This is a genomic window from Luteimonas abyssi, from assembly GCF_001482195.1.
Classification (GTDB): Bacteria; Pseudomonadota; Gammaproteobacteria; order Xanthomonadales; family Xanthomonadaceae; genus Luteimonas; species Luteimonas abyssi.
In genome coordinates this window covers 3,926,499-3,949,867 of sequence record NZ_KQ759763.1, presented here as the reverse complement: position 1 = coordinate 3,949,867, position 23,369 = coordinate 3,926,499, and the positions used below count along the sequence as shown (strand labels likewise).

The 23,369-nt window shown below is 68.1% G+C and carries 24 protein-coding genes; 9 read left to right on the top strand and 15 right to left on the bottom strand.

Annotation, left to right across the window (positions count from 1 at the left end):
* Positions 1-78 precede the first annotated feature (78 nt).
* Positions 79-258 carry a hypothetical protein gene (locus RG19_RS17950; protein WP_162267100.1) on the bottom strand — a complete coding sequence of 60 codons (180 nt, stop codon included), beginning with the start codon at positions 256-258 and terminating at the stop codon, positions 79-81.
* A 4-nt stretch (positions 259-262) separates the two neighbouring features.
* Between RG19_RS17950 and RG19_RS16930 the strand changes: the two genes are divergently transcribed.
* The 3 genes from RG19_RS16930 (at position 263) to RG19_RS16920 (ending at position 2,896) form a co-directional block, all read left to right on the top strand.
* A complete protein-coding gene (locus RG19_RS16930; RefSeq protein ID WP_162267099.1) occupies positions 263-907 on the top strand; it encodes a thiol:disulfide interchange protein DsbA/DsbL in 645 nt (214 codons plus the stop codon).
* A gap of 32 nt (positions 908-939) precedes the next feature.
* Positions 940-1,773 carry a thiol:disulfide interchange protein DsbA/DsbL gene (locus RG19_RS16925; RefSeq protein ID WP_058836291.1) on the top strand — a complete coding sequence of 278 codons (834 nt, stop codon included), beginning with the start codon at positions 940-942 and terminating at the stop codon, positions 1,771-1,773.
* Positions 1,774-2,104: 331 nt separating this feature from the next.
* Positions 2,105-2,896 carry an endonuclease/exonuclease/phosphatase family protein gene (locus tag RG19_RS16920; RefSeq protein ID WP_058836290.1) on the top strand — a complete coding sequence of 264 codons (792 nt, stop codon included), beginning with the start codon at positions 2,105-2,107 and terminating at the stop codon, positions 2,894-2,896.
* Positions 2,897-3,017: 121 nt separating this feature from the next.
* Here the strand turns inward: RG19_RS16920 and RG19_RS16915 are convergent, their stop codons facing one another.
* The 8 genes from RG19_RS16915 to RG19_RS16880 form a co-directional block, all read right to left on the bottom strand.
* On the bottom strand, positions 3,018-5,891 hold the full coding sequence (locus RG19_RS16915) for a TonB-dependent receptor (RefSeq protein ID WP_058836289.1): 2,874 nt from the start codon (positions 5,889-5,891) through the stop codon (positions 3,018-3,020).
* A gap of 278 nt (positions 5,892-6,169) precedes the next feature.
* On the bottom strand, positions 6,170-6,577 hold the full coding sequence (gloA2, locus tag RG19_RS16910; protein WP_058836288.1) for an SMU1112c/YaeR family gloxylase I-like metalloprotein: 408 nt from the start codon (positions 6,575-6,577) through the stop codon (positions 6,170-6,172).
* Between the two features lie 3 nt (positions 6,578-6,580).
* Entirely contained in the window at positions 6,581-6,913 is a 333-nt protein-coding gene (locus tag RG19_RS16905; protein WP_082672757.1) for a hypothetical protein, read from the bottom strand.
* Between the two features lie 58 nt (positions 6,914-6,971).
* Complete coding sequence (locus tag RG19_RS16900) at positions 6,972-7,274, bottom strand: hypothetical protein (protein ID WP_058836286.1); 303 nt, start codon at positions 7,272-7,274, stop codon at positions 6,972-6,974.
* A gap of 125 nt (positions 7,275-7,399) precedes the next feature.
* Positions 7,400-8,143, bottom strand: coding sequence for a DUF6624 domain-containing protein (locus RG19_RS16895; RefSeq protein ID WP_058836285.1), 744 nt, complete (start codon positions 8,141-8,143; stop codon positions 7,400-7,402).
* Between the two features lie 24 nt (positions 8,144-8,167).
* A complete protein-coding gene (locus tag RG19_RS16890; RefSeq protein ID WP_058836284.1) occupies positions 8,168-8,416 on the bottom strand; it encodes a DUF1272 domain-containing protein in 249 nt (82 codons plus the stop codon).
* Positions 8,417-8,419: 3 nt separating this feature from the next.
* Positions 8,420-9,187, bottom strand: coding sequence for a glutathione S-transferase family protein (locus tag RG19_RS16885; RefSeq protein WP_238376666.1), 768 nt, complete (start codon positions 9,185-9,187; stop codon positions 8,420-8,422).
* A 232-nt stretch (positions 9,188-9,419) separates the two neighbouring features.
* Positions 9,420-10,085, bottom strand: coding sequence for an XAC0095 family protein (locus RG19_RS16880; RefSeq protein WP_157515317.1), 666 nt, complete (start codon positions 10,083-10,085; stop codon positions 9,420-9,422).
* Between the two features lie 517 nt (positions 10,086-10,602).
* On the opposite strand from RG19_RS16880, the gene RG19_RS18540 reads away from it, so the two are divergent.
* Complete coding sequence (locus tag RG19_RS18540; RefSeq protein ID WP_157515316.1) at positions 10,603-10,878, top strand: hypothetical protein; 276 nt, start codon at positions 10,603-10,605, stop codon at positions 10,876-10,878.
* 436 nt (positions 10,879-11,314) lie between these two features.
* Here the strand turns inward: RG19_RS18540 and RG19_RS17750 are convergent, their stop codons facing one another.
* The 3 genes from RG19_RS17750 to RG19_RS16875 form a co-directional block, all read right to left on the bottom strand.
* Positions 11,315-12,709 carry a hypothetical protein gene (locus RG19_RS17750; RefSeq protein ID WP_157515315.1) on the bottom strand — a complete coding sequence of 465 codons (1,395 nt, stop codon included), beginning with the start codon at positions 12,707-12,709 and terminating at the stop codon, positions 11,315-11,317.
* Between the two features lie 461 nt (positions 12,710-13,170).
* Complete coding sequence (locus RG19_RS17390; protein ID WP_202905358.1) at positions 13,171-13,638, bottom strand: GNAT family N-acetyltransferase; 468 nt, start codon at positions 13,636-13,638, stop codon at positions 13,171-13,173.
* Positions 13,639-13,890: 252 nt separating this feature from the next.
* On the bottom strand, positions 13,891-14,685 hold the full coding sequence (locus RG19_RS16875) for a sulfite exporter TauE/SafE family protein (protein WP_157515314.1): 795 nt from the start codon (positions 14,683-14,685) through the stop codon (positions 13,891-13,893).
* 194 nt (positions 14,686-14,879) lie between these two features.
* On the opposite strand from RG19_RS16875, the gene RG19_RS16870 reads away from it, so the two are divergent.
* Positions 14,880-16,838 (top strand): lytic transglycosylase domain-containing protein, encoded by a 1,959-nt coding sequence (locus RG19_RS16870; RefSeq protein WP_058836282.1) that lies wholly within the window; start codon positions 14,880-14,882, stop codon positions 16,836-16,838.
* Between the two features lie 22 nt (positions 16,839-16,860).
* A complete protein-coding gene (locus tag RG19_RS16865) occupies positions 16,861-18,129 on the top strand; it encodes a multifunctional CCA addition/repair protein (protein ID WP_058836281.1) in 1,269 nt (422 codons plus the stop codon).
* Positions 18,130-18,165: 36 nt separating this feature from the next.
* Here the strand turns inward: RG19_RS16865 and RG19_RS16860 are convergent, their stop codons facing one another.
* Positions 18,166-19,050 carry a LysR substrate-binding domain-containing protein gene (locus RG19_RS16860; protein ID WP_058836280.1) on the bottom strand — a complete coding sequence of 295 codons (885 nt, stop codon included), beginning with the start codon at positions 19,048-19,050 and terminating at the stop codon, positions 18,166-18,168.
* A 119-nt stretch (positions 19,051-19,169) separates the two neighbouring features.
* Between RG19_RS16860 and bla (RG19_RS16855) the strand changes: the two genes are divergently transcribed.
* From bla (RG19_RS16855) to RG19_RS16845, 3 genes are all read left to right on the top strand, one after another.
* Positions 19,170-20,039 (top strand): subclass B3 metallo-beta-lactamase, encoded by an 870-nt coding sequence (bla, locus tag RG19_RS16855; protein ID WP_058836710.1) that lies wholly within the window; start codon positions 19,170-19,172, stop codon positions 20,037-20,039.
* Positions 20,040-20,055: 16 nt separating this feature from the next.
* The gene (bla, locus tag RG19_RS16850) at positions 20,056-20,928 is read left to right on the top strand and encodes a class A beta-lactamase (protein WP_058836279.1); all 873 of its coding nucleotides are present in this window, start codon (positions 20,056-20,058) and stop codon (positions 20,926-20,928) included.
* 149 nt (positions 20,929-21,077) lie between these two features.
* Entirely contained in the window at positions 21,078-21,395 is a 318-nt protein-coding gene (locus RG19_RS16845) for a hypothetical protein (protein ID WP_058836278.1), read from the top strand.
* Positions 21,396-21,429: 34 nt separating this feature from the next.
* Here the strand turns inward: RG19_RS16845 and RG19_RS16840 are convergent, their stop codons facing one another.
* Together RG19_RS16840 and RG19_RS16835 are read right to left on the bottom strand one after the other, a co-directional pair.
* Positions 21,430-22,263, bottom strand: a complete 834-nt coding sequence (locus tag RG19_RS16840) for a DUF72 domain-containing protein (protein ID WP_058836277.1) — start codon at positions 22,261-22,263, stop codon at positions 21,430-21,432.
* A 74-nt stretch (positions 22,264-22,337) separates the two neighbouring features.
* Positions 22,338-23,354 carry an aminoglycoside phosphotransferase family protein gene (locus RG19_RS16835; protein WP_058836276.1) on the bottom strand — a complete coding sequence of 339 codons (1,017 nt, stop codon included), beginning with the start codon at positions 23,352-23,354 and terminating at the stop codon, positions 22,338-22,340.
* Positions 23,355-23,369: the final 15 nt, after the last annotated feature.

Genomic DNA, 23,369 nt, shown 5'->3' with positions numbered 1-23,369 from the left:
CCGACGCCGAGACCGACACCGATACGGACCCCACCACCGAGCCGTGAACGTCCCGGCCGCGGGCGGGTCGGACCTCGCTCAGCCCTTGATCCTTCGGGATCCGATGCGCCGGCGCGGCAGACGCGGCCGGCGCTTTTTTTGACGGGTGTCCGTCGCGCGCCACCCGTCGTTCGACGATCGGCGGATGCCCGCCGGCGACGGCTGCGTCACAATCCCCGGATGGCCGTCGCATCCCCCGGCCGGGTCGAACTGGAGCATGTCGATGTCGCTGTCCCGCTGGTTCCGCTCTTGCCTGGTCGTGGCCTGCCTGCTCGTCGCCGGCCCAGGCGTCGCCCAGACCGCTGCCGCGCCCGTGGAAGGCGTCGACTACACGCTGATCGAGGATGGCCGCCCGCTGGCGCCGCTGGACGGTCGCATCGAGGTGGTCGAACTGTTCTCCTATGCCTGCGGTCATTGCGCGGACCTGCACCCGCTGATCGACCCGTGGCAGCGACGTCTGCCCGACGACGTGCGCTTCACCTACCTGCCGGTGGTCTACGGCAACCGCGACAACCTCGCCGCCGCGTTCTTCGCCTCGCAGGCGCTGGGCACCCTGGAACGCACCCACGGCGCCACCTTCGATGCCATGCATCGCGCACGCCGGCTGCCGCGCAACGCCAGCCCCTCCGAGCTGGGGTGGTTCTATGCGCAGCACGGCGTCGACCAGGCCGCATTCGAGGCGGCGATGCGCGACGACGCCACCGGCCAGAAGCTGAACGCCGCACGTGATTTCCTGCTCCGCAGTGGCGCCCAGGGCACCCCCACCCTCATCATCAACGGCCGTTACCGGATCCAGGCGCGCTCCCTGCGTGGCCTGCTCGACACGGCCGACGCGCTGATCGCGCGCGAACGCGCCGCGGCGCCCTGAACCGGTTTCCGTCCGACACGAGGTCCGACCCGATGAAGTTGCAACACGTGTTCCTGTCCCTGCTGCTGGCCGGTGCGTTGACCGCGTGCGGCCAGCGCGAAGAAACCGCCGCCCCGGCGACCTCGCCCGAAGGCGCCACCGACGTGCCGGCCAACGAGGCCGTCGCGCCTGCGGCGGCGCCCGCCGATGCGGACGCCGACGCCACGAGCGCGGACACCGGCGGATCCGCCGGGACGACCGATGCGGGCACGGCCGAGGCCGCAGCCCCGGCCCCCGCGCCCGTCGCACCGCAGGGTCCGGCGCCGGTCGAGAGCACGGATTACGTCACGATCAGCGGCGGCCAGCCCTTCCAGCCGCTGGAGGGCCAGGTCGAGGTGGTCGAAGTGTTCGGCTACACCTGCCCGGCCTGCGCCGCGTTCGAACCGCAGTTCTCGGCCTGGAAGGCCCGCCAGCCGGCCGACGTGCGGGTGACCCCGCTGGCCGCGCCGTTCGGCGGCTTCTGGATGCCGTATGCGCGCGCCTTCTACACCGCGGAGTCGATGGGCCTGATCGATCGCACCCATTCGGCCATGTTCGAGGCGCTGCACGTCTCGCGCAGCCTGCCGGTGCAGGGCGTGAGCGACCAGCAGATCGCCGGCTTCTACGCCCAGCACGGCGCCGATGCCGGCCAGTTCGCCAGCACCATGCAGAGCTTCGCGGTGAACGCACGCCTCAAGCGCGCCGAGCAGTTCATCGCCCGCACCGGCGTGGACGCTACCCCGACCCTGGTGGTGAACGGCCGTTACCGCATCGTCGGTGGCCGTTCCTTCGACGACGTGCTGCGCACCGTCGATCATCTGGTGGCCCGCGAGCGCGGCGCCGAGTAAGCGCCCGCCCCACGCCGTGCCCCCCCTGTCCGTGCATCGCACCGTGCCCCTTGGGGCCGGTGCTTCCAAGAATGCTGTGCCCCTTGGGGCCGGTGCCTCCAGGAATGCTGCGCCCCTTGGGACTGGTGCCCCCAGGAATGCGGCGCCCCTCGGACGCGACACGCCCGGGGCCGCTGCGCCGTTCGCGGACGGCGCACCCACGCGCACCGCGGCGCCCGGAGCCGGCACGCCGGGCCGTTTCGCACCCGCCGGCGCGGGCGCTCCGGGTCACGCCGCGCCATCGTCACCTGCCGACGGCTACGGTGACGCCGACGCCACTTCCATGCCGCCCATGGCGAACGATGCCGCTCCCCAACGCCTCCGCCTGCTGAGCGCCAACATCCAGGCCGGCTCCAGCACGCGCCGCTACAGCGATTACGCCACCCGCAGCTGGTCGCACGTGTTGCCGATGGGCAACAAGCGCTGGGCGCTGGACCAGATCGCCCAGCTCGCCGGCACCCACGACATCGTGGGCCTGCAGGAGAGCGACCCCGGCAGCTGGCGCTCTGGCTTCACCAACCAGACCCACTATCTGGCCGACCGCGGCGGGTTCGACTTCTGGACCCACCAGCCCAACCGCAAGGTGGGCAATCTCGCCTCCAGCGCGAACGGCCTGCTCAGCCGCTTCGAGCCGGTCGAAGTGCACGACCACCCGCTGCCCGGCCGCATCTCCGGCCGCGGCATGCTGCTGGCACGCTTCGGCGAAGGTGCCGAGGGGCTGACGGTGGCGGTCGCGCACCTGTCACTGGGCGCGCAGTCGCGGCGCTCGCAGCTGTCGTTCATCGCCGAGCTGCTGTCGGAACATCCGAACGCGGTCCTGATGGGCGATTTCAACTGCACCGCCGACCGCCCGGAGATGGAGATCCTGTATCGCAACACGTCGCTGCAGCCGCCGTCGTGCGCGATCCACACGTTCCCGAGCTGGCGTCCGGCCAAGGCCATCGACCACGTGCTGGCCACCGGCACGCTGATCTGCAACGACATGCAGGCGATGCCGGCGGCGTTGTCGGATCATCTGGCGGTGTCGGTCGGTCTCGACGTGCCCGCGGAAGCCCTGCGCCGCAAGCAGAACGACGCGGCCTGAGCCGCAGCGCCAGGCGCGCCTTCACCGCGCCTGGCGACGGGCCCCTGCTCCCATTGAAGGAGAAGGGGCTCGGCGGCCACCGCCGACGCCCGCCGTCGGCGGGTCCGGCCGGTCGACATGCTCAAAAGCGCAGATCCGCCCGCAGGTACCAGAACCGGCCGCCCGGGATGTCGTAGGTGGACGGGTCGTAGCCGTTGAGCGAGCACGACAGGCAGATCGGCGGCTCCTTCTGGAACACGTTGTTGATGCCCGCGGTCAGGGTGAAACCCTCAAGCCAGTTGAAGCGGTAGCCCGCCTGCACGTCGTGGTAGGTGGTCGAGCCGAGCCGGTTGGTACCGGTTTCGGGCATGTTGCACACGGGGAACGTCGCCGCACCGCCGCAGTCCTCCATCAGATCGGAGATGTGGCGCGTCGTCCACGAGGCGTTCCAGGCGTTGTAGCTCCAGTCCACCGACGCGGTCGAGCTCCACTCCGGGATCGCGCTGTCCTCGACTTCGATCCCCGGGCGTCGCGGCTGCCGCTGGCCGGCGCCGCCGACAGCCTCGTATCGGGTGACGAAGCTGTTCTGCCAGGCGAACGCGAAGCGGCCGGCCGTGGTGACGGGCGTGGTCCAGTACAGGTCCACGTCCCAGCCGTCGGTCTTGATCGAACCGAGGTTGGTCAGCCGGTTGTTGAACGCATTGATGCCGCCGGTCGTCGCGCGGCCGATACCGTCGCAGAACTCCTCGGCCAGCGACTGCACGCACAGGTCGAGCTGGGTCTGCGCCGACAGCGCCTGCACCGGACCCTGGATGTCGTGACGGTAGAAGGTCACCTCGAAATCGAAGCGGTCGGCCCACGACACGTTGTTGGCGAACCACGGGCTCCACACGAAGCCGGTGGTGAAGCTGCGCGAGCGCTCGGGCTCCAGGTTCGGGTTGCCGCCGGTGGTCACCGAGATCTGCGGGTTCGCCTGCGCATAGCCTTCCGGCACGCCCAGCGCGCGGCAGTTGGCCTCGACCGAGGCATTGATGAACTGCGACGAGCAGGGGTCGTCGAGCTGGGCGTCGAAGCGGCTGTCGGACCCGTACAGCTCGCCGATCGACGGTGCACGGAAGCCTTCGGCATAGGTCGCGCGCAGCAGGAAGTCCTCGCTGACCTGCCAGCGCAGGCCGTACTTCGGCGTGAACTCGCCGCCGAAGGTGGAGTAGTCCGAGTAGCGTCCGGCCAGGCTCAGGTCGAGCCGCTCGCCGAGCGCGCCCTGGCCGAAGATCGGCACGTCGAATTCGACGAAGACCTCGTTGACGTCGTACGAGCCCGAGGTCGGCTGCGACGGCACACCGTTGTAGTGCCCGCGCACGGTCAGCGGGTCGGGCTGGTACCAGCCCTCGTAGCGGCGGTACTCGTAACCGGCCGCCATCGCCACCTGGCCGGCCGGCAGGCCGAACAGGTCGCCGGAGATGTTGGCCGAGAACTGGCTGAGTTCGTTCTGGCTCTCGTCGCGCACGATGGGCTGGATCCACGCCAGCATCTCGGGCGTGATGGTGCCCGGGCCGCCGAAAATGTTCAGCGGCACGCAGCCGGCCACGGCCGCGCACGCATCGGGATCGCCCAGTGCCTGGGCGATGTTGAAGATGTTGTAACTGCCGTAATTGGTCTGTCGCGCCTTGTTGCGGCCGTAGGCGGCGTTGACGTCCCAGAACCACAGCGAATCCCCGGCCTCGAAGCTGCCGACCAGGCCGGTGTTGAAGTACTGGGTGTCGACCTTCTGCTCGAACACGCGCGCACCGCCCTCCACCGGACGCCGGCCGATCATCACCAGCGTATCGCCCGACACCAGATCGAAGCCGAACGGGTTGAAGGGATTGCGCGCGGAAATGGTGATCTCGTCGGCCAGCGGATTGCCGGTGCCGGCCTCGGGGCCGAGGAAGATCGGTTCGGGGGCGGCCTGGTTGGTGGATTCGCGGCGGTTGTACAGCGCCTTGGCGTACCACTGCAGGTTGGGGCTGATGTCGAAGCGGAACTGGCCGAACACGCCGGTCCGCTCGGACGGCGTCATCAGCATGTTGTATTCGGCGAAGTTGAAGCGGTCGTCGGTGCCGAAGCAATGGAAGCCGTCGGTCCGGGCGCAGCCGGTCTGGGTGGGATCGTAGACGGGCGCGTTGTCGCCGGTGTTGGGGGTGAGGTCGAGCATCGCCCCGGTGTTGGGGTCGCGCACCATGAAGCGGCCGGTGGGCGTGCCGGAGCTGCCCAGCGCCACGCCGGTACCCGGGACCGGGAAGCGCGACTGCAGGCGGTCGCGCGCGTAGACCGGATCCTGCTCGGTGTGGCTCAGCGACAGGAACAGGCTGCTGCGCTCGGTGGTGCGGCCCCAGCTCAGGTCGATGCCGCTGGTCGCGCCGTCGCCCTTCTCGAACTCGCCGTAGTTGAGGGTGACCTGGCCGCCCTCGAAATCGCGACGGGTGATGATGTTGACCACGCCGGCGATCGCATCGGATCCGTACAGCGAGGATGCGCCGTCCTCCAGCACTTCGATGCGCTCCACGATCGACATCGGGATCGTGTTGAGATCCACCGCCGCGCCGACGCCGGAGGCCGAGGATTCGTTGACCCAACGGATGCCGTCGACCAGCACCAGCACGCGACGCGAACCCAGGTGACGCAGATCCACCTGCGCCGAACCCGCGCCCACGCCGCTGCCGTCGGGCGGAAAGCCGAAGTTGCCGGACGAGTTGAACTTGGTGTTGAGCGCCGAGCCCGAGCCGGTCAGCTGCTGGACCACGTCGCCGATGGAGGTCAGACCGCTGCGCTCGATGTCCTGCCGGCTCACCGTGTGCACGGGCACCTGGCCTTCGAGTTCGGCGCGGCGGATGCGGGTGCCGGTGACCTGCACCGCGTCGAGGGTGCGGGTGGAGGCCTGGGTGGGGGTCTCCTGGGCGATGGCGGCGGCCGGTAAGGCGAGGATCAGGGACAACTGGACGGCGGCGGCCAGCCGACAACGGTTCGGCAACGACATACGTTCTCTCTCCAAAGAGGATGTGGGGGTGCGCCGGATGCCCCTGTCCATACGGCGACATGCCGTTGTAACGAAATCGTTAAGGCGATACTGCGATTGCCGTCACCTTTGGAAATGCCCATCCAGGGGCTACGACGATCGACGCATGCGTGCGGCGATCCACCGCGTGCGCCGTCAGTCGGGGCCGCCGCCGGACAGGAACCGCGATGTCGGCGCCGCCGACGCGGCATCGTCCGGGCCGGGACGGCGGATCTGCGATGCGGGCTTCGCCGTACCGCTCATGTGGCGTCCCCGGTCCTGGGTGGCACTTCGTAAAGCTCGAGCGGCAGCCCATCGGGATCGGCGAAGAACACGAAGCGCCGCCCGGTGTACGGATCCGTGCGGACCGCTTCCACCGCGACGCCGCGCGCGACCAGCATCGCGGCACAGGCCCGCACATCGTCGACCGCGAACGCGAGGTGGCGCAGCCCGCAGGCTTCGGGATGCGACACGCGCGCCGGCGGATCAGGAAACGAGAACAGCTCGACCTGACCGCCATCGGGCAATGCGAGATCGAGCTTCCACGAATCGCGCTCGGCGCGATGATGTTCGGCGATCACCCGCAGGCCGAGCACGTCGGTGTAGAACGCCTTCGAAACGGCGTAGTCGGCGCAGATGATCGCGGCGTGGTGCATGCGACGGAGCATGGGCTAGCGACGCCACCGCAAGAGCAGCAGCAGGCCGTACAGCGGAAGCGCGAGCACCATGAGAAACAGCGCGACCTCGTGCTTGGACAGCGCGTCGCTCCAGCGCTCGATGATCCGCGGTGACGCGAGCACGCTCGTCAGAAGCAACGCGGCTCCCGCCAACAACGCGAGCGCGAGACCGGTCTGCCAACCCGGGGACAACGCCTGGTAACCACCCGCCTCGTGCGCGATCAACAGCCCCGCGAGGCCGGCGAGCAAGCCCCCCAACGTCGCGAGATAGCTGCGGCAGTACAGCGGCCACGAAAAGCGATCGAAAAGTCTTCCCAGTGCTCTCATCGAATCCTCGCGGCCGCCGCCGGCCAGGCGTGCAGAGCCTCGTCGACTGACGGCATCGTCAGCGGTCGTCCGCGGCACGCGCGACGCCGTTGACCTTGACGACGCCCTGTTCGGTCAGGTCGACGACGTCGCCGGGCGAGAGCCCACCGTAGGACCGTCCGTCGACGAGCAACGTGTCTCCGTCCGTGCTCGCATTGAGCCCCTCGCTTCTGTAGTCGATCTGCGAGGGGCCGCTACTGATCTGAGATGTCCGATACGGCACCACGAACGTGACCCCGGCGCCCACGATCTTCTGCCCGCCCGAGTCGACGGACACATGGCAGCCGGACAACAGCACTGCCGCCAGCACGACTGCGTACACCCTGGACCATCCCACCAGACACCTGCCCCGCCGATCAGACCAAGGCGCGATTCTGCACCGAGAGCATGGCGTCGCCTAGCGGGGTCCGGGCGCCGTCCGACGCGCGGCGTCGGCCCCACGACCGCTCAAGGCGTGGGATCGGCGAGCCGGCACAGCGTGGACACGCGCGGGATGTAGTCGGCCATCGGCGGCAGGCCGACCTCGGCCCGGCGCGCCTCGAGACCCTCCTCATCCTCGATCTCGCGCGGCGCCCAAGCGTCCTCGCCCACGCAGCGCCCCTGGGTGCCGTAGCGCTGGGGCGCATGGGTGCGATCCCACAGATAGGCGTAGTTCGCCGCCTGCACGTCGCCGCTGGCCACCAGCGGCTCGATCAGCGCGAGTACCTCGCGCTGGAAATCGGGATCCGCGTCGGCATGCTGGGCCAGCAACCACGCCGCCTGCGCCCCGTCCTCGCCGACCAGGGCCGTCGACGGCCAGCCGTGCGCGGCGACGATCTGCTTCAGCCGCGCGGTATGACGGGCGTCGGCGGCGCTCATCGCCTCGATCTCCTCGGGCGTGGTCAACGCGCCGGCACGCACGGCCTGATCGACGTCGCGCATCTGCAAGAGCTCGTCGCGCAACTCCGGTAGACGGGGCGATTGCGCCGTTGCCGACAGGGGCAGCAGTGCGGCGAGTGCCAGGCCTGCAAACCATCGTTTCATGCACGGCACCTCATGCGTCGTCGGACGATCCGTCGGCGATCCGCACAGCGCACCGGTCGCGCGCTGCTGCGCCTTGACGAAACGCGACAGCAACATCAGCAGGTACGCGCCGATGATCGGCGGAACAAGAACGTACCCCAGGATCAAGAGATTGCTGAAAACCGCCATGTGTCGCTCCTCGTATCGGCTGGATCAGGTGCTGCCTCGCCGGCACCCCTCGGTCTTGAGCACACGCCGGGTGGACGCCGGATACACCACCAGCAGATGCGCCGGACGCACCGGCCTGCGCGAGAAGCCGCCGCCGCAGTTGGGGCAGACGCCGGCCAACACCGTCGCCACGCATTCGGCGCAGAACGTGCATTCGAAGGTACAGATCATCGCCGCCGCATCGGGCGGAAGATCCCGGTCGCAGCATTCGCAGTTCGGCCGCAGTTCCAGCATCGCCTATTCCCTCCGCGTCAGGGGACGTACGGCAGCCGCCGCTGGCGGCGTCCCGGGCGACGGCCCCGCCGCGACCCGGAAGTCTTCGATCCATGCGCCTGCCTGCCGCGCCTCGGCTTCATGCGCCTCGTCGCGCCAGGGTTCGCGCAAGGCCGCCGCGTACCACGCCTGCATGTGCGCAAGCGCGAGCAGGCGATCCACGTACGCCCGGGACGCGGGCGAGAGATCCGGCGCATAGGTCTGCACGCGGAATGCGAGCGGCGCGTAGAACGCATCGACCGCAGTGAACGCCGGGCCCGCCAGGAACGGGCCGCCGAAGGTGTCGAGTCCCTGCCGCCACAGCGCATCCACCCGTTCCCACTCGGCCTGCAACGCCGGCGACACCTCGTGCAGGCGCACACGCAACCCCAGGTTCATCGTGCAGATGTCGCGGATGCTGGAAAACCCCGCATGCATCTCCGCCGTCGCCGACCGCGCCCAGGCGCGCGCGTGCGCATCGCGCGGCCAGGCGCCCGGTGCCGACTCCGCGATGTATTCCACGATCGCCAGCGAATCCCAGACCACCCGATCCCCGTCGACCAGACAAGGCACACGGCCGGTCGGCGAGAACGCGCGGAAGCCTTCCGCATCGGCGTTCCATCCGAACGGCATCAACCGCTCCTCGAACGGCAGGCCGAGTTGGTGCAGCAACAGCCACGGCCTGAGCGACCACGACGAGTAATTCTTGTTGGCGATGTAGAGCGTCAGCATGGCGCGTACGACCGGGAACATGCCGTGTCCGGGATCGCCACGATCGTACTGCGCACACCGCCCCGTTCGATGACGACGCGATCGATCAGTGGATCGGCCCTGGGTGCTTCGAAGATGAAAGCCCAGCAGATCAATGGCGTCCCTCGATCGGATGTCCGGCAAGCGACTGTAGGATATTCCCGCCGGCGCGGCAGCGGAACATGCCCTCGTGCGCCAGGCGCAACGCGACTGTGCCGCGCTGCGCCTGCGGGGCTCAATGCATGCGCGTTGCGCGAGGTTCCACGACGGCCTGCACCGTCAGACGCTGCCCCGGCGAGGCCACAGCGTCGAGGTCGTACCCGGCCGGCATTTCCCGCACCCGCTTGCCGGTCTTGGCCTTCGCTGCGAGCCGCTGCGATGCGATCTCATGGATCATGTCCTTCATGGCGTCCGCGCCGTCGAAGATCGCCGCGCCGATCACGACGACGGTGCCGTCCGCGAGATCGCCGCCGCCACTGGCCATCAGCAGATCCCCTTGCGCCCCCAGCAGATCGAGAAGCCGGTTGGCTTCGTCCAGCTGATCCATCGTCATGCCGAACCTGAAGTCGTCGGCCTGCGCAGCCTCGGGTTCGGCGTCCTCACGGGAATCGTCCCCAGCGTCGCTCGCCGTCCCGGCCACCACCGCGCGCCCGTCCGCCTGCAGCCGCGCCGGCCCGGCCATCGCGTCCAGCACCTCCTGTACCTGCTCGGCGAACTGTTTCATGCAGCCGGCAAGCGTCAGCGTCTCGATCTCCAGACCGTTCGCCTCGTCGTCCACACGCGGCGGCGACAGACGCGACAGCGACGCGAGGTGCTGCTGCAGCGTGTGCAACTGGGCATGGCTCTCCTCCGGCAGGAAGTAACCCTGCGTACCACGGTCTTCCGTCTCGAACTTCGACATCGTCGTCTCCCTCATTCCATGAAGTGCCCGTCCACACGGGTGGACGGGAAGTCGGGAGGTTAGAAACCGCAGGTAGACGGCGGGCGTATTTCCCCGGAGGGTGTTGTATTAGCCGCCCTCCCGACGCAGACATCGCGTCAGCTCATGCCCGCAGACATGCGGACACAAAAAACCCACCGGTTTGACGGAGGTGGGAACCGCTACCTGGGGAGTTTCTACGCTCCTTGGGATCGAGTCTGCTACGGAGCGCGAGGGAGCGTCAAGCGGGGAAACGGCACGTTTTGGACGACGGCATGTAGGACTTTTCTGAAATGTGGGTCAGACAGAAGACCTCGCTTCCGGGACTCCCCTTCGGACGTACAGGCCGACGTAACAGGGCTCGTGTGGCGTGCGCCGCGTCCGCACCATCACCGATCACCGTCGCTCGGTAATTCCTCGCACGCTCATTGCGCTCTCATATCGAAGACGCCACAGGCGCTTCATCGCCGCACGCAGGCGCGTCCGTCAGTGCCTCGACATGCAACTCGTACGCCAGCCGCATGCGCAACGCCATGACACCGGTCTGGCGGCGCGGCGGGATACGACGATGCGTGCGCACCACCGACAACTCAGGGCGCGCGGAAAGCTCGGAAAGGTCGCGCTGATCGCCTACATGCGGAAGCTGCTGACGATCGTCAATGCCAGGCGGCGGGACGAACTGCGCGTCGCGAGAGGATTGTCGATGGCGATCCGAACACGCCTAGCGCAAGACAGTTGCAGAGTGAAGCCGCACCGCGAAACGGCGCCGGCTTGAATGAATTACTAGCGCCCACGCCGACGAATCTCGGTGCGCTCAAACACGGATCCTCTTGGCCAAAGAAGATTGGCTTGCACGCCGAGCGCCTGAAGTTCGTCCGGGTCTGCGCCGCGAGAATGAGCCCAGTTGCGCCACTGGGGGACGAAATACGACCACCAAAACCAAGCTCCTAGAAATCCTCCAGCAGCTGCCAAGAGCCCAAACAAGTTGTCGCGGTTGAGAAGAAGCCAGCCCAGCCCGAATCCCGCGGCCATTATCAGTTTCACCGGCCAATTGATCATACGGCTCCCGCGCTCTACGGCCAGAGTTGCAGAGATAGGAGATGGGTCATTTGATCGGTCGAATCGCATTGGTCTCGCTCATGGGCGCTAACACCTGAATTAAGCCGCTCCGCGAAGCGGCGTCGGCTTGAATGAATTGTTAGAACTCAGGCCTAGAAGACCTTCTTCTTCAAGTCTGAGAAGGCATTTAAGCCGCCGCGCCAGTCACTCCCAGTTTTAGGTAGTGTGAACGGATAGCGCGAGTCGTCTTGAAATAGAAGCTTGTAGTGCTTGCCTTCTTCGTAGATCACGAAGCCGATATCCTCTAACTCAGAACGCACTGGAGAGGTTAGCGATGTGTAGTTCCGGAGCGTCTCTTTAAGCCGATCTAGTAGGTCCTCTCGATCTCCCGGGTTCTCATTGTTATCAATCAGCGAATCGAAGACCTGACGCCTGCGGGAGTGCTGCTCTGATGATTCTGCTGCTACTTGAAGGGCGTCTGTAATCAGCCCAAGTTGCTCGCCTTGGTAGAGGTCAGTCTCATTCGTTTGAAGAACTATTGAATTCTCCCCGCTGCCAGGGGAGGATCGCTCTCCCCTCTTGCTATAGCGAACTCTAATAATCTCTGCCTCTAACCTCAGGATCTCTTCGTCCTTCGCAGCAATCTCTCTATCGAAATGTTCGATGTACTCGTCGATGTTTCCGGAGCCAGACGCTCTTAGCTCATCAAGCTTCTGGCGAGATACCATTTCTTGCAGGTATGACCACGTGCATTCGCGTCGAGCACGTTGGTAAAGAAGAGACATTCTTACCTTTCTAGAAATTGCGGCGTTCAGTGCTTCAGAGCTGTTCCACTTCCCTGGGAGATAAGTCCACTTTCCGATCCCGTCCGGCCAATAGATGGCAACGGCACCTCCGTAGACATTCTCACCGTACACCTGCCGCATGATCTGAGATGAAAACCTTCGGCTAGGCTCCACAATCACGTGAGCCATGCCAGATATCCACTTCGACAGCCGAGATGGGTCAATTAGCAGCTCTTCTTTGGAGTCTCTGCTTGCATAGACGACCGGCATTACGCTCCCAGTGCTGGCACAGATGATCTGCTCGGCAAGGTCAGTGTCAGTCTCCGCCAGATAAGTTGGCTGGTCAGTCACAGGAAGGCTGCCGTCATGCCCTCCTGAGAAGCGCTCCATGAGGAGCTTTACGATATACGGGCGTTTCCCTTGCTCAAGACGCTCCACTGGCAGCTCAGAGTCCACGTTCAGCTGAATGCTCACCCAGAAGGCGTCTTCAGTCTTATGTCCTACTACGTCCGTTACCCACCGGACGTCTTCGTTATCTGTTTTCTCATACCGGACGCCACCAGTGGAATTTGATTCAGAAATGTAGCTCGCAAAGTTTGCAGACTCCTCATCGTCTCCAAACTTCCCGTTGCTGGCATCTTCGGGGATGGAGTTCGAAAGCTTCGTGTGCGGGCTCTTCTTGATCCAAGTGCGGCAGCACTCTAGAAGCTCCTCCATCGTTGTAGATGATGAAATTGGAAACTGTGTCTTGAAGGTCAGCATTGCGAAAACTTCCCCTGAGTTCTAACAACTGAATTAAGCCGCGCCGCGAAGCGGCGTCGGCTTGAATGAATTGTTAGGTGTGCAAGTCGTGCGGCTAGGTGGTATGGCAGTCATTTGCACAGTAGTAACAACCATTGATCTTTTCGTTTGGATAGCGTCGTTTTGCCTCAGATACAGCACCATGGCAGTTTGAGTGCCAACCGAGGTCTATCTGATTTGAGCTGTCCGGCATGAAGGAACACCCCGATGTGGTGTTATGAACCTCATGATCGCCATTCGATTGAGCATTTCTGTTGAGGATGAAGTTTGGCATTGTGCTTCTCCCGGGTTATCAGATTGTTGAGCCATTACCGCTCGTAAAGCCTGACAAGCACTAGTCTCACAAACTGCGACTTCTTTTGCTGCACACCTAACGCCTGAATTAAGCCGCGCTGCGAAGCGGCGTCGGCTTGAATGAATTGTTAGGCAACATTGCCAGAATACCTCAGTGTGAGACGCAGCATATCAAAGAGTTGGATGCCGTCCTCGAATATTGGCTCTGGGTAGTTTCTGGCGAAGAAGTCACGGTCAATGCTCGTAACACGAAAGCCATGTCTCTGGTAGAAAGCAAGTTGATACCCAAATGAGCCAGTACCTACCTCCATTTGACTTGCTCCAGATCCACGGAAGAAATCAATGACCCATTTCAGGAGCGCGGTACCGTAGCGGAATTTCTGATGGGCTGGATGTACGGAAATGTTCATAAGTTCATATGTGCCGGAGCCAAGTGACTGAACTACACACGCGCCAACAACAGCCCCATCATATGAAGCAACGAAGCACTTTGACCTCGGCAAGTAGGAGCGAACCTTGTCTTCCGAAGGATCGGCAAGTAGCAGCAAATCCATCGGGACATCTGCTGTTGGAACTTCTTGGATCAGTAGCGACATGCTTGCTTTGTTGCCTAACTACTATTAGCCCCCAAAAATGGGGTGTTGCACCGGAGTATGCGCCGCCACTCGCGGCCCCGCTATCAGAAAAATCCTACAAAGATCAGTCCTTTGCGGGGAGGCACCGCGTCACGAGGCTTCACGGCACGCTGGTGTTATCAGGCAAACCACTCTATCCGGCGTTACCGGCACTTTCAGGGCGGTAACGCCCGCGTTCGCCAAGGTCGCTGGGCGCCTCGCAGCGCAGCGCCCTCACCAGAACGCCAGGCTCGCCGCCATGACGAACATGAAACACCCGAACACCCGCTTCAAGGCGTGGCCGCTGATGGCGTGCGCGAGCCTGGTGCCGAAGGGTGCGGCGATCACCGAGGCCAGGGCGACGCCGATCGCGGCCGGCAGGTAGACGTAGCCGATGGCGTACTCCGGCAGCGCGCCGGGCGGGGCCTGCAGGGCGTAGCCGGAGGCGGCGGACAGGGCGACGAAGAAGCCCAGCGCCGACGACGAGCCCACGGCGCGTACCGGGGCGACGCCCAGCCAGACCAGCAGGGGCACGGTCATGCTGCCGCCGCCGATGCCGACCACCGACGACACCGCGCCGATGCCGGTGCCCGCCGCCGACAGGCCCGGACCGCGCGGCACGACATCGGCAGCGCCCGCCTTGGGCGCCTTGGACAGCAGCATCTGCGCGCCGATCACGATGCAGTACGCCACCACGCACCAGCGCAGCACTTCGCCGTCCAGCGAGATGGCGAAGCGGCTGCCGAGCCAGGCGCCGATCAGCACGCCGGGCACCAGCCAGGCGACGCTGGTCCACAGCACGCTGCCGCGGCGGTGGTGGGCGTAGGCGGACGAGAGCGAGGTGAGGATGATGCTGGCCATGCCGCTGGCGAGCGCGGCGTGCATGGCCGCCTCCTGGGGCACGCCATGCAGCGGCAGGAACCACACCAGCGCCACCACCAGGATCATGCCGCCGCCGATGCCGAGCAGGCCGCCGAGGACACCGGCAACGGCACCGATGGCGAGGAAAAAGGCGAGCATGGTCAACATGGCGGTCTGGATGGCGAAGGGGAACGGCGCAGGGTAGCGCGCGCGAGCGCGTGGCGTCCGGGTGGAGGGCGGCGCGCAGTGCGGGATGCCCTCATCCGCCCCTTCGGGGCACCTTCTCCCGTGAACGGGAGAAGGGAAACCGCCACGGCATGCCGGGGGGAGCGCTTCATGCCCGGTTCGCTATAGTCCGTCGCATGCTGCCGACACGCCGATTCCGCTCCGTTCTCGCCGCCGCGACGCTGTTGTCCGTCGCGCCATTCGCCGCCACCGCACAGTCGTCGTCCGCCGCCGATACCGCCCTGCGCAGCGCCTTCGAGGCTGCGGCGCGAGGGCAGCCGGCACCGACGCACATGAGTGGTCATCCGGCCTACGGCTGGATCGAGTACGCCGGGCTGCGACGCGACCTGGCGAACCTGCCGGCCGCGCAGGCGAACGCATTCCTGCAGCGCTACGACGGTCAGCCGGTGGCCGCCGCCTTCCGCGAAGACTGGGTCCGCGCCCTGCACCGCCGCCAGGACTGGGCCGGTGTGCGCGCCGCCTGGTCCGCCGATATCGCCGCGCCTGCGTTGCGCTGCATGGAGCTCGACGCGCGCCAGCGGCTGGGCGCGGCCGACGACGCGTGGAACGAGGAGGTCGCGGCGATCTGGCGCAGCAGCGGCAATTCGTTGCCCGACGAATGCGACGCCCCGTTCGCCGCGCTCGATGCGCGCGGCGGCATGACCCCGGCGCTGCGCTGGGAGCGTCTGGACCTCGCCGCCGCGGAATGGAACCCCGGGGTGATGCGCACGGCCGCGCGTGGTTTGCCCGAGGCGGACCGCGCCCTGGCCGACGACTACGCCGCGTTCGTGCAGGCGCCGCACGCGCGCGCGCTGCAGTGGCCGAAAACGCCGCGCAGCCGGCTGGTCGCCTCGCACGGGCTGGCGAAGTTCGGCCGCGAGAACCCCGACGCCGCCGAGGCGCAGTGGTCGCAGTATGCGCAGGCGCTCGGTTTCGACGAGGCCGAACGGGGTCGCGTGCTGCACCAGATCGCGCTGTGGACGGTGGCCTCGTACCTGCCCGATTCCGCGCGCCGGCTGGCCGCGGTGCCGCTGTCGGCCTACGACGACCGCCTGCACGAGTGGCAGGCGCGCGAAGGCCTGTCGCGGTCGGACTGGAAAACCGCGCTCGATGCCATCCAGCGCATGCCCGCCGCGCAACGCGACAGCGCACGCTGGACCTACTTCGCCGCACGCCTGCACGAACTGCTCGGCGACAACGCCGCCGCGCAGCCGCTGTACGCGCGCGCCGCGCAGGACCCCAACTTCCACGGCTTCCTCGCCGCCGACCGCCTCGGCCAGCCGTACGCGCTGTGCCCGATGGAACTGCCCGACGACGCCTCGGCGCGCGCGCGCGTAGCCAACACGCCTGAAATGATCCGCTCGATGGCATTGTTCCGCGCCGACCGCCCGGGCTGGGCGGTGCGCGAGTGGAACGCGGCGCTGGCGACGTTCGACGACCAGCAGCGCCGGATGGCGGTGGCGGTCGCGCAGGACAACGGCTGGTTCGATCGCGCGGTGTTCGGACTCGGCCGGCAGCCGGAGGAAATGCGCCTGTACACGCTGCGTTTCCCGCTGGACTACGACGACCTGATCCGCGCCGAAGCGCGGCGGCACAATCTGGACCCCGCCTGGATCGCCGCGGAAATCCGTGCCGAGAGCACCTTCAATCCACGCGCACGCTCGCCCGCGGATGCGCGCGGCCTGATGCAGGTGCTGCCGACCACCGGCCAGGGCGTGGCGCGCCGGCTGGGCGAGCCCTGGGGCGGGCCGAACAGCCTGTACGACCCGGCGGTGAGCATCCGTCTGGGCACCGCCTACCTGCGCGAGATGAAGGAGCGCTACGACCTGCCCTACATCGCCATCGCCGCCTACAACGCCGGTCCCGCGCCGACCCGCCGCTGGATCGACCAGCGCGCCGGCATGGATGCGGATTTCTGGATCGAGACCATCAGCTACCGCGAGACCCGCGAGTACGTCGCGCGCGTGCTGGCCTTCAGCGTGATCTACGACTGGCGTCTGGACGGCGATGCGGTGCCGGTGAGCGAGCGCATGCGCGGCAACGTGTCGGCGGCGCGCAAGCCGTTCGTGTGCCCGACCGGCGGCGACGCCCCCTGACGACCCGCCCTATCGTCGGCCCATGAAGACCTATCTCGTCGGCGGCGCGGTGCGCGATCGGCTGCTCGGGCTGGCGCCGGGCGACCGCGATCACGTCGTCGTCGGCACCACGCCCGAGGCGATGGAAGCCGCCGGCTTTCGTCCGGTGGGCCGCGATTTCCCGGTGTTCCTGCATCCCGAGACCCAGGAGGAACACGCGCTCGCACGCACCGAACGCAAGTCCGGCCGCGGCTACCGCGGGTTCGTGGTGCACGCCGATCCGTCGGTGACGCTGGAACAGGATCTCGAGCGCCGCGATTTCACCATCAACGCCATCGCCGAGGATGCCGACGGCCGCCTGGTCGACCCGTTCGGCGGCGCGCGCGATCTGGACGCGCGCGTGCTGCGCCACGTGGGGCCGGCCTTCGTGGAAGATCCGCTGCGCGTGCTGCGTGCGGCGCGTTTCATGGCGCGGCTGGCGCCGCTGGGCTTCCGCGTGGCCGACGAGACCCGTGCGCTGATGCGCACCATGGCCGCCGGCGGCGAGCTGGCCGACCTGGTGCCCGAGCGCGTCTGGCAGGAACTGTCGCGTGCGCTGGGCGCGAAGCAGCCCTCCGCCTTCCTGCGCACGCTGCACAACGCGGGCGCCCTGGGCACGGTGCTGCCGGAGGTGGAGGCGCTGTACGGCGTTCCGCAGCGGCCCGAGTACCACCCGGAAGTCGACACCGGGGTGCACACCGAGATGGTCTGCGACATGGCCGCGACGCTCGCGCCGGGCGATACCGTGATCGGCTTCGCCGCGCTCACCCACGACCTGGGCAAGGCACGCACCCCGGAGGCGGAATGGCCCCGGCACATCGCCCACGAGCAGCGCGGCCTGAAGCCGCTGGCCGCGCTGTGCGACCGCCTGAGGGTACCCACCGCGCACCGCGAACTGGCGGTCCTGGCCTGCCGCGAACACCTCAACGTGCATCGCCTGGACGAACTGCGCGACAGCACCGTGCACGATCTGCTGGCGCGTTGCGACGGTTTCCGCAAACCGGAGCGCATCGCCCGGCTGGTGACGGTGTGCGAAGCCGACAAACGCGGCCGGCTCGGCGCCACCGATGCGGATTATCCGCAGGGCGCCCGCTTGCTGCGCATGCTCGACGCCGCACGCGGCGTGCAGGCGCGCGACGTGCTGCGCGACGGCCTCACCGGCCCGGCCGTCGGCGACGCCTTGCGCAGCGCGCGGATCGATGCGATCGCACAGGTCCGTACGGACGAGGACGCCTGTCCGCCGCCGACGCGCGCATCCGGAACCCGGACCTGACCGGGACTTCGGTCGAGCCGGAACCGGCGGCCACACTCATGCAGCGGCGCCAGGCGCCGATGCCGCCGCGACCGTCCATGCGCGGAACGCCGCCATCGCCGCGGTTTCCTCGCGCGAGCGCAGGCGCGTGAGCCAGTAGGCGCCGACATCGACCTCTACCCGCGACACCCGCACCAGACGCCCGTCGGCGAGGTCCTGCGCGAACATGCCGACCGGCAGCAGCGCCACGCCCGCACCGGCCGCTGCGGCGGCGGCCAGCGCCAGCGACGAATCGAACATCGGCCCGCGCAGTGGCGGTGCCGGCAACCGGGCGGCGTCGCACCAGCGCGACCACTCGTCGGGCCGGTAGGAGCGCAGCAGCGGCAGGTCGAGCAGGTCGCGCCGCCGCCGGATCCGCCGGACCAGTGCCGGCGCGCACACCGGCGACAGCGGTGCCGCGCACACGCGCACCGCATCCAGCCCGGACCAGTGCCCGTCTCCGAAGCGCACCGCGAAATCGAGACCTTCCGCCGCCTGGTCGATGCGGTTGTTGTGGGTCGACAGGCGCAGGTCGACGCCCGGATGCGCGACGTTGAACGCCTGCAGCCGCGGCAACAGCCAGCCGGTGGCGAAGGTGGCGACCGCACTCACCGTCAGCACTGCACGAGGCGCGCCACCCTCGAACGGCGCCAGCGCCCCGACGATGCGGCCGAACGCGTCGTGGATCGCCGGGAACAGCGCCGCACCTTCGTCGGTCAGCGCCACCCCGCGCGGCAGGCGCCGGAACAGCACGCAGCCCAGCCGCGCCTCCAGGCCGCGAATGCGGTGGCTGAGCGCGGCCTGGGTGATCCGCAACTCCAGCGCGGCGCGGGTGAAATTCAGGTGCCGCCCGGCCGCCTCGAAGGCGCGCAGACCGGTCAACGGCAGATGAGGACTGTCCATCGCGTCATTAGATCAGTTCATGGCTTCGATGAGATCGTGTCGCTTGTGGGCCGTATCGAAGACGCCAAGAATCCTCGCCATTCCTCGGGAGCGACGCGATGAACGAGCGGACATTCTGCATGTCGGTGCTGGTCCTGGCCGCTGGCACCGCATGGCCCTTCGCGCCGACGCACGCGCACGAGCCCCTGGCGCAACTGCAGGCCTACGAGGTTCCGACAGCCTGGCTGGAGCCGATCGCACCGCTCCGGATCGCCGAACGCAGTTGGCAGATCGGTACTGCGGAACTCACCGCGCTGCTGCTGGTGGACGACGCCGGCGCGATCCTGATCGACGGCGGCATGCCGCAGGCGGCCGACCACTTGCTGGTCAACATGGCCGCGCTCGGTCTGGCCCCGTCGGACCTGAAGCTGATCGCCCACAGCCACGCCCATGCCGACCACGTCGGCCCGTTGGCGGCGGTGCGGCGCGCGACCGGCGCACGCGTGTTGAGCAACGCCGAATCCGCGCAGCTGCTCGCCCGCGGCGGCGCCGACGATCTGCATTACGGTGACGACCTGCTGTATCCGCCGCTGCACGTCGACCGCCTGCTGCAGGATGGCGAGACGGTCGAACTGGGCGGATTGCGGCTGCAGGTGCATTTCACGCCCGGTCACACGCCGGGCAGCATGACCTGGACCTGGGACGACCGGCAGTCCGACGGCACGCCGGTCCGGGTCGTGTACGCCGACAGCCTGGGCGCGCCGGGATACCGGCTGCTCGACCATCCGCGCTACCCGCGCATCGTCGAGGCCTACCGGGGTAGCTTCGCGACCCTGCGGGCGCTGCCCTGCGATCTGCTGCTCACCCCGCATCCGGGCGCCAGCGGCTGGCGGTTCGGCGCCACGGCCGAGCGCAGCCGGACGATGACCTGCCGCGACTACGCCGATGCGGCGGAAACCGCACTCGACGCAGCGTTGGACACGACGCGCGCCCACCCTGCTTCCCCCTGAGCCCACGGAGACCCGCATGCCCACCCGTCGCCAACTGCTCGCCGGCTCCGGCAGCCTGCTGCTGGCCGCCGCCCTGCCGCGGCTCGCCACCGCCCTCGACGCCGGCGCCGCCCCTTCCGATGCTCTCGCCGACCTGGAACGCGGGGCCGGCGGACGTCTGGGCGTGGCGTTGCTCGACACCGCCGATGGCCGCCGCATCGGCTGGCGCGACGACGAGCGCTTCCCCATGTGCAGCACCTTCAAGGCGCTGCTGGCCGGTGCTGTGCTGCATGCCGTCGACCACGGCCGCGCCGACCTGCATCATGCGCTGCCGGTCCGCGCGGACGATGTGATCACCCACTCGCCCTACGTGGCGACGCGCGTGGCCGATGGCGACGCGACGGTGGCGGACCTGTGTCGGGCCACCGTGACCCTGAGCGACAACGCCGCGGCCAACCTGCTGCTGCCGCTGGTCGGCGGCCCGGCCGGCCTGACCGCCTTCCTGCGCGGGATCGGCGATCCGGTCACCCGGCTGGATCGCCGGGAACCCGAGCTCAACGAGGCCGCCGCCGGCGACCCGCGCGACACCACCAGTCCGCGCGCCATCGTCGACAGCCTGCATGCCCTGCTGTTCGGCGATGCGTTGCGCGCGCCCTCCCGCGCGGTGCTGGCCGGCTGGCTGATCGACAATCGCACCGGCGATGCGCGCATCCGCGCCGGCACGCCGGCCGGCTGGGCCGTCGGCGACAAGACCGGCACCTGCGGCAGCGGCACCGCAGCCGACGTGGCGGTCCTCTATCCGCCCGAGCGCGCGCCGCTGCTGCTGGCCATCTACGCACACGGCGCGGCGATCTCCGGCGCACCGCTGGACGCGCTGCAGGCCGATATCGCGCGGCGGCTGCTGGTCTGACGCGGCGCCCGTGCGACGTGCGATGGCTGTGTGACACGGGCTAGCCAACGATATCTTGTCGGCGGACCGCCACGCGCATGCCCGAGTTGTGAGCGCGTCCACGCATGCGACGTGGCAAGCTGCGCGCACGACCCTTTCGGAGCGCACCCATGCGAATGTTTGCCCGTGCCGTGCTGTCGTCGTGTCTCGTGTTCGGGGTGGCCGCCTGCACGCCGTCGGCGCCATCCCAGGATGCCGCCGAGCCGGCCGCGCCGGCGCCTGCCCCCGCAGCCGATACCGCAGGCGCACCCGCGCCGCCGGCCATGCCCGGCGCGGATCGCGATGCGCACGGTTGCATCGGCTCCGCCGGCTACAGCTGGTGCGAACGCACCGCCCAGTGCGAGCGTCCGTGGGAACTCGCCGAACGCGAAGGCTTCGACAACGATGCGGATGCCTACGCGGCGTGGTGCGGCGTGGCGCCGGACTGATCGCGGCACGCGTCGGACGCCTGCCCGATGCGACTCAGGCCGCCAGCCGCGCCTGCAATGCCATCGCCGCGGCGGGATTGCGCGCCTTGCCGGCGCCGATGAAGAACACGAACACCTCGCGTCTCGTCCCAGTGCCATCGGCGGGCGCGCCTACGTAGGGCAGATCGTCCGGCGCGCCGCCGTCGGCCCACGCACGCGCGCGGCCGGCCCAGGCGTCGAGCGCGTCGCCGGGATAGCCGGTGCCGCTGTCTTCGCGGCTGCGCATCAGCCGCGCGTAGGCGAAATCGCCGGTCAGGTCGGCGAACGACGGATAGTCCGGCGAATCGGTGAACACCGTCGGGATCGCGTGCGTCCGCGCCAGCGCCAGGTACGCCTCGTCCATGAAACTGGGATGGCGCACCTCCAGCACATGGCGCAACGCGCGACCGTCGAGCGTGCGCGGCAGCGCATCCAGGAACGCGGCGAGGTCGTCGTGGTCGAATGCGCGCCGTGGCGTGAACTGCCACAACACCGGCCCGAGACGGTCGCCCAGTTCGGCCAGGCCGCCTTCGAGAAACCCCTTGGCGCGCGCGGCCACCGCGGCGAGCTGGCGCGCCTCGACGATCCGACGCGGCGCCTTCACCGAGAACACGAAGCCCTCCGGCGTCTCGCCGCGCCAACGCGCATACGTGGCCGGTGTCTGCGCACCGTAGTAGGTCCCGTTGATCTCGATCGCAGTCAGCTGGCGGCTGGCGAACTCGAGCTCGCGCCGCTGCACCAGGCCCTTCGGATAAAAGTTGTCGCGCCACGGCGCGAACGTCCAGCCCCCGATGCCGGTGCGGATGCCATGCACGGGCCGCGGCGGCGGACTGGCGAACAGATCGTTCATCGGAGCTCCGGTTTCGAAGACGCGCACCGACGATCCTGCATCCGCCCGTGAGGCGCGCGTGGACGCACGCGGCATCACGCCGGAACGTGCGCGCGCACGTGGCGGTCGAGCAGCGCCGACAGCGGCGCCAGTTCCGGATACCGAGGCAGCACCCGGTCCAGATACCCCACGAAGCGCGGCGCATCGGCCAGATACTTCGGCTTGCCGTCGCGATAGTGCAGCCGCGCGAACAGCCCGAGGATCTTCAAGTGCCGCTGCATGCCGGCGAAATCCGCATCCCGTCGGAAATCGACCAGCGCCGGCAGCGGCAGGCCGGCGGCGCGGGCGAGCGCGTGATGGCGATCGAGCCCCGTCTCCACCACCGCGTCCGGCCAGCTGTGGAACGCATCGCGGAACAGGCTGACCGGATCGTAGGCCAGCGGCCCGTGCACCGCGCCCTGGAAGTCGATCACCGCCAGATCGTCGCCCACCGGCATCAGGTTGCGCAGCATGTAGTCGCGATGCACGAAGCCCTGCGGTTGCGCGAGCAGGTTGTCGATCAGCCGCGCCTGCACGTCGTGCAGGCCGACGCGCTCGATCTCCGACAAGGTCACGCCCAGATGGCGGCCGAGGAACCATGCCTCGAACAGGTCCAGCTCGCGCTGCAGCATCGCCGCGTCGTAGCGCGGCAGATCGTCGGGCACCGGGATCGCCTGCAATCGCACCAGGGTGCGCAATGCGGTCTCCAGCAACGTGTCGCGATCGACGTGCGCCAGCGCCTGCAATGCGGTCGACGGCCCCAGGTCCTCCAGCAGCAGGAACCCGGCCTGCGCATCCTCGGCCAGCAGCGCGGGCACCCGGATGCCGTGCGCATCGAGCAGCGTGCGCAGGCGCAGCCAGGGCCGGGCGTCTTCCAGATCCGGTGGCGAGTCCATGACGATCCGGCTGCCTTGCGTGGTCGGGGCACGCCAGTAACTGCGGAAGCCCGCGTCCACCGACGCGCGCTCCAGCGTCAGCGCCGGCTCGCAGGTCGCCTCGCGCGCCCAGGCCAGGCGCTGTGCGACCCGCAGTGCATCGGGAACATGGGCGACGACGGCAGGGGGCGGCAGCATGCGGGCGATGGGTCC

Coding starts and splice junctions, on each gene's coding strand:
- gloA2 (WP_058836288.1), bottom strand. CDS start 6,577: ATGCTCCGTCGCATGCACCACGCCGCGATCATCTGCGCCGACTACGCC.
- RG19_RS17390 (WP_202905358.1), bottom strand. CDS start 13,638: ATGTCGCTACTGATCCAAGAAGTTCCAACAGCAGATGTCCCGATGGAT.
- RG19_RS17750 (WP_157515315.1), bottom strand. CDS start 12,709: ATGCTGACCTTCAAGACACAGTTTCCAATTTCATCATCTACAACGATG.
- RG19_RS16895 (WP_058836285.1), bottom strand. CDS start 8,143: ATGGCGGTTTTCAGCAATCTCTTGATCCTGGGGTACGTTCTTGTTCCG.
- RG19_RS16920 (WP_058836290.1), top strand. CDS start 2,105: ATGGCGAACGATGCCGCTCCCCAACGCCTCCGCCTGCTGAGCGCCAAC.
- bla (WP_058836279.1), top strand. CDS start 20,056: ATGCCCACCCGTCGCCAACTGCTCGCCGGCTCCGGCAGCCTGCTGCTG.
- RG19_RS16915 (WP_058836289.1), bottom strand. CDS start 5,891: ATGTCGTTGCCGAACCGTTGTCGGCTGGCCGCCGCCGTCCAGTTGTCC.
- RG19_RS18540 (WP_157515316.1), top strand. CDS start 10,603: ATGCAACTCGTACGCCAGCCGCATGCGCAACGCCATGACACCGGTCTG.
- RG19_RS16880 (WP_157515317.1), bottom strand. CDS start 10,085: ATGTCGAAGTTCGAGACGGAAGACCGTGGTACGCAGGGTTACTTCCTG.
- bla (WP_058836710.1), top strand. CDS start 19,170: ATGTCGGTGCTGGTCCTGGCCGCTGGCACCGCATGGCCCTTCGCGCCG.
- RG19_RS16930 (WP_162267099.1), top strand. CDS start 263: ATGTCGCTGTCCCGCTGGTTCCGCTCTTGCCTGGTCGTGGCCTGCCTG.
- RG19_RS16865 (WP_058836281.1), top strand. CDS start 16,861: ATGAAGACCTATCTCGTCGGCGGCGCGGTGCGCGATCGGCTGCTCGGG.
- RG19_RS16870 (WP_058836282.1), top strand. CDS start 14,880: ATGCTGCCGACACGCCGATTCCGCTCCGTTCTCGCCGCCGCGACGCTG.
- RG19_RS16885 (WP_238376666.1), bottom strand. CDS start 9,187: ATGTTCCCGGTCGTACGCGCCATGCTGACGCTCTACATCGCCAACAAG.
- RG19_RS16860 (WP_058836280.1), bottom strand. CDS start 19,050: ATGGACAGTCCTCATCTGCCGTTGACCGGTCTGCGCGCCTTCGAGGCG.
- RG19_RS16925 (WP_058836291.1), top strand. CDS start 940: ATGAAGTTGCAACACGTGTTCCTGTCCCTGCTGCTGGCCGGTGCGTTG.
- RG19_RS16875 (WP_157515314.1), bottom strand. CDS start 14,685: ATGTTGACCATGCTCGCCTTTTTCCTCGCCATCGGTGCCGTTGCCGGT.
- RG19_RS16835 (WP_058836276.1), bottom strand. CDS start 23,354: ATGCTGCCGCCCCCTGCCGTCGTCGCCCATGTTCCCGATGCACTGCGG.
- RG19_RS16840 (WP_058836277.1), bottom strand. CDS start 22,263: ATGAACGATCTGTTCGCCAGTCCGCCGCCGCGGCCCGTGCATGGCATC.
- RG19_RS16905 (WP_082672757.1), bottom strand. CDS start 6,913: ATGAGAGCACTGGGAAGACTTTTCGATCGCTTTTCGTGGCCGCTGTAC.
- RG19_RS16890 (WP_058836284.1), bottom strand. CDS start 8,416: ATGCTGGAACTGCGGCCGAACTGCGAATGCTGCGACCGGGATCTTCCG.
- RG19_RS16845 (WP_058836278.1), top strand. CDS start 21,078: ATGCGAATGTTTGCCCGTGCCGTGCTGTCGTCGTGTCTCGTGTTCGGG.
- RG19_RS17950 (WP_162267100.1), bottom strand. CDS start 258: ATGCTCCAGTTCGACCCGGCCGGGGGATGCGACGGCCATCCGGGGATT.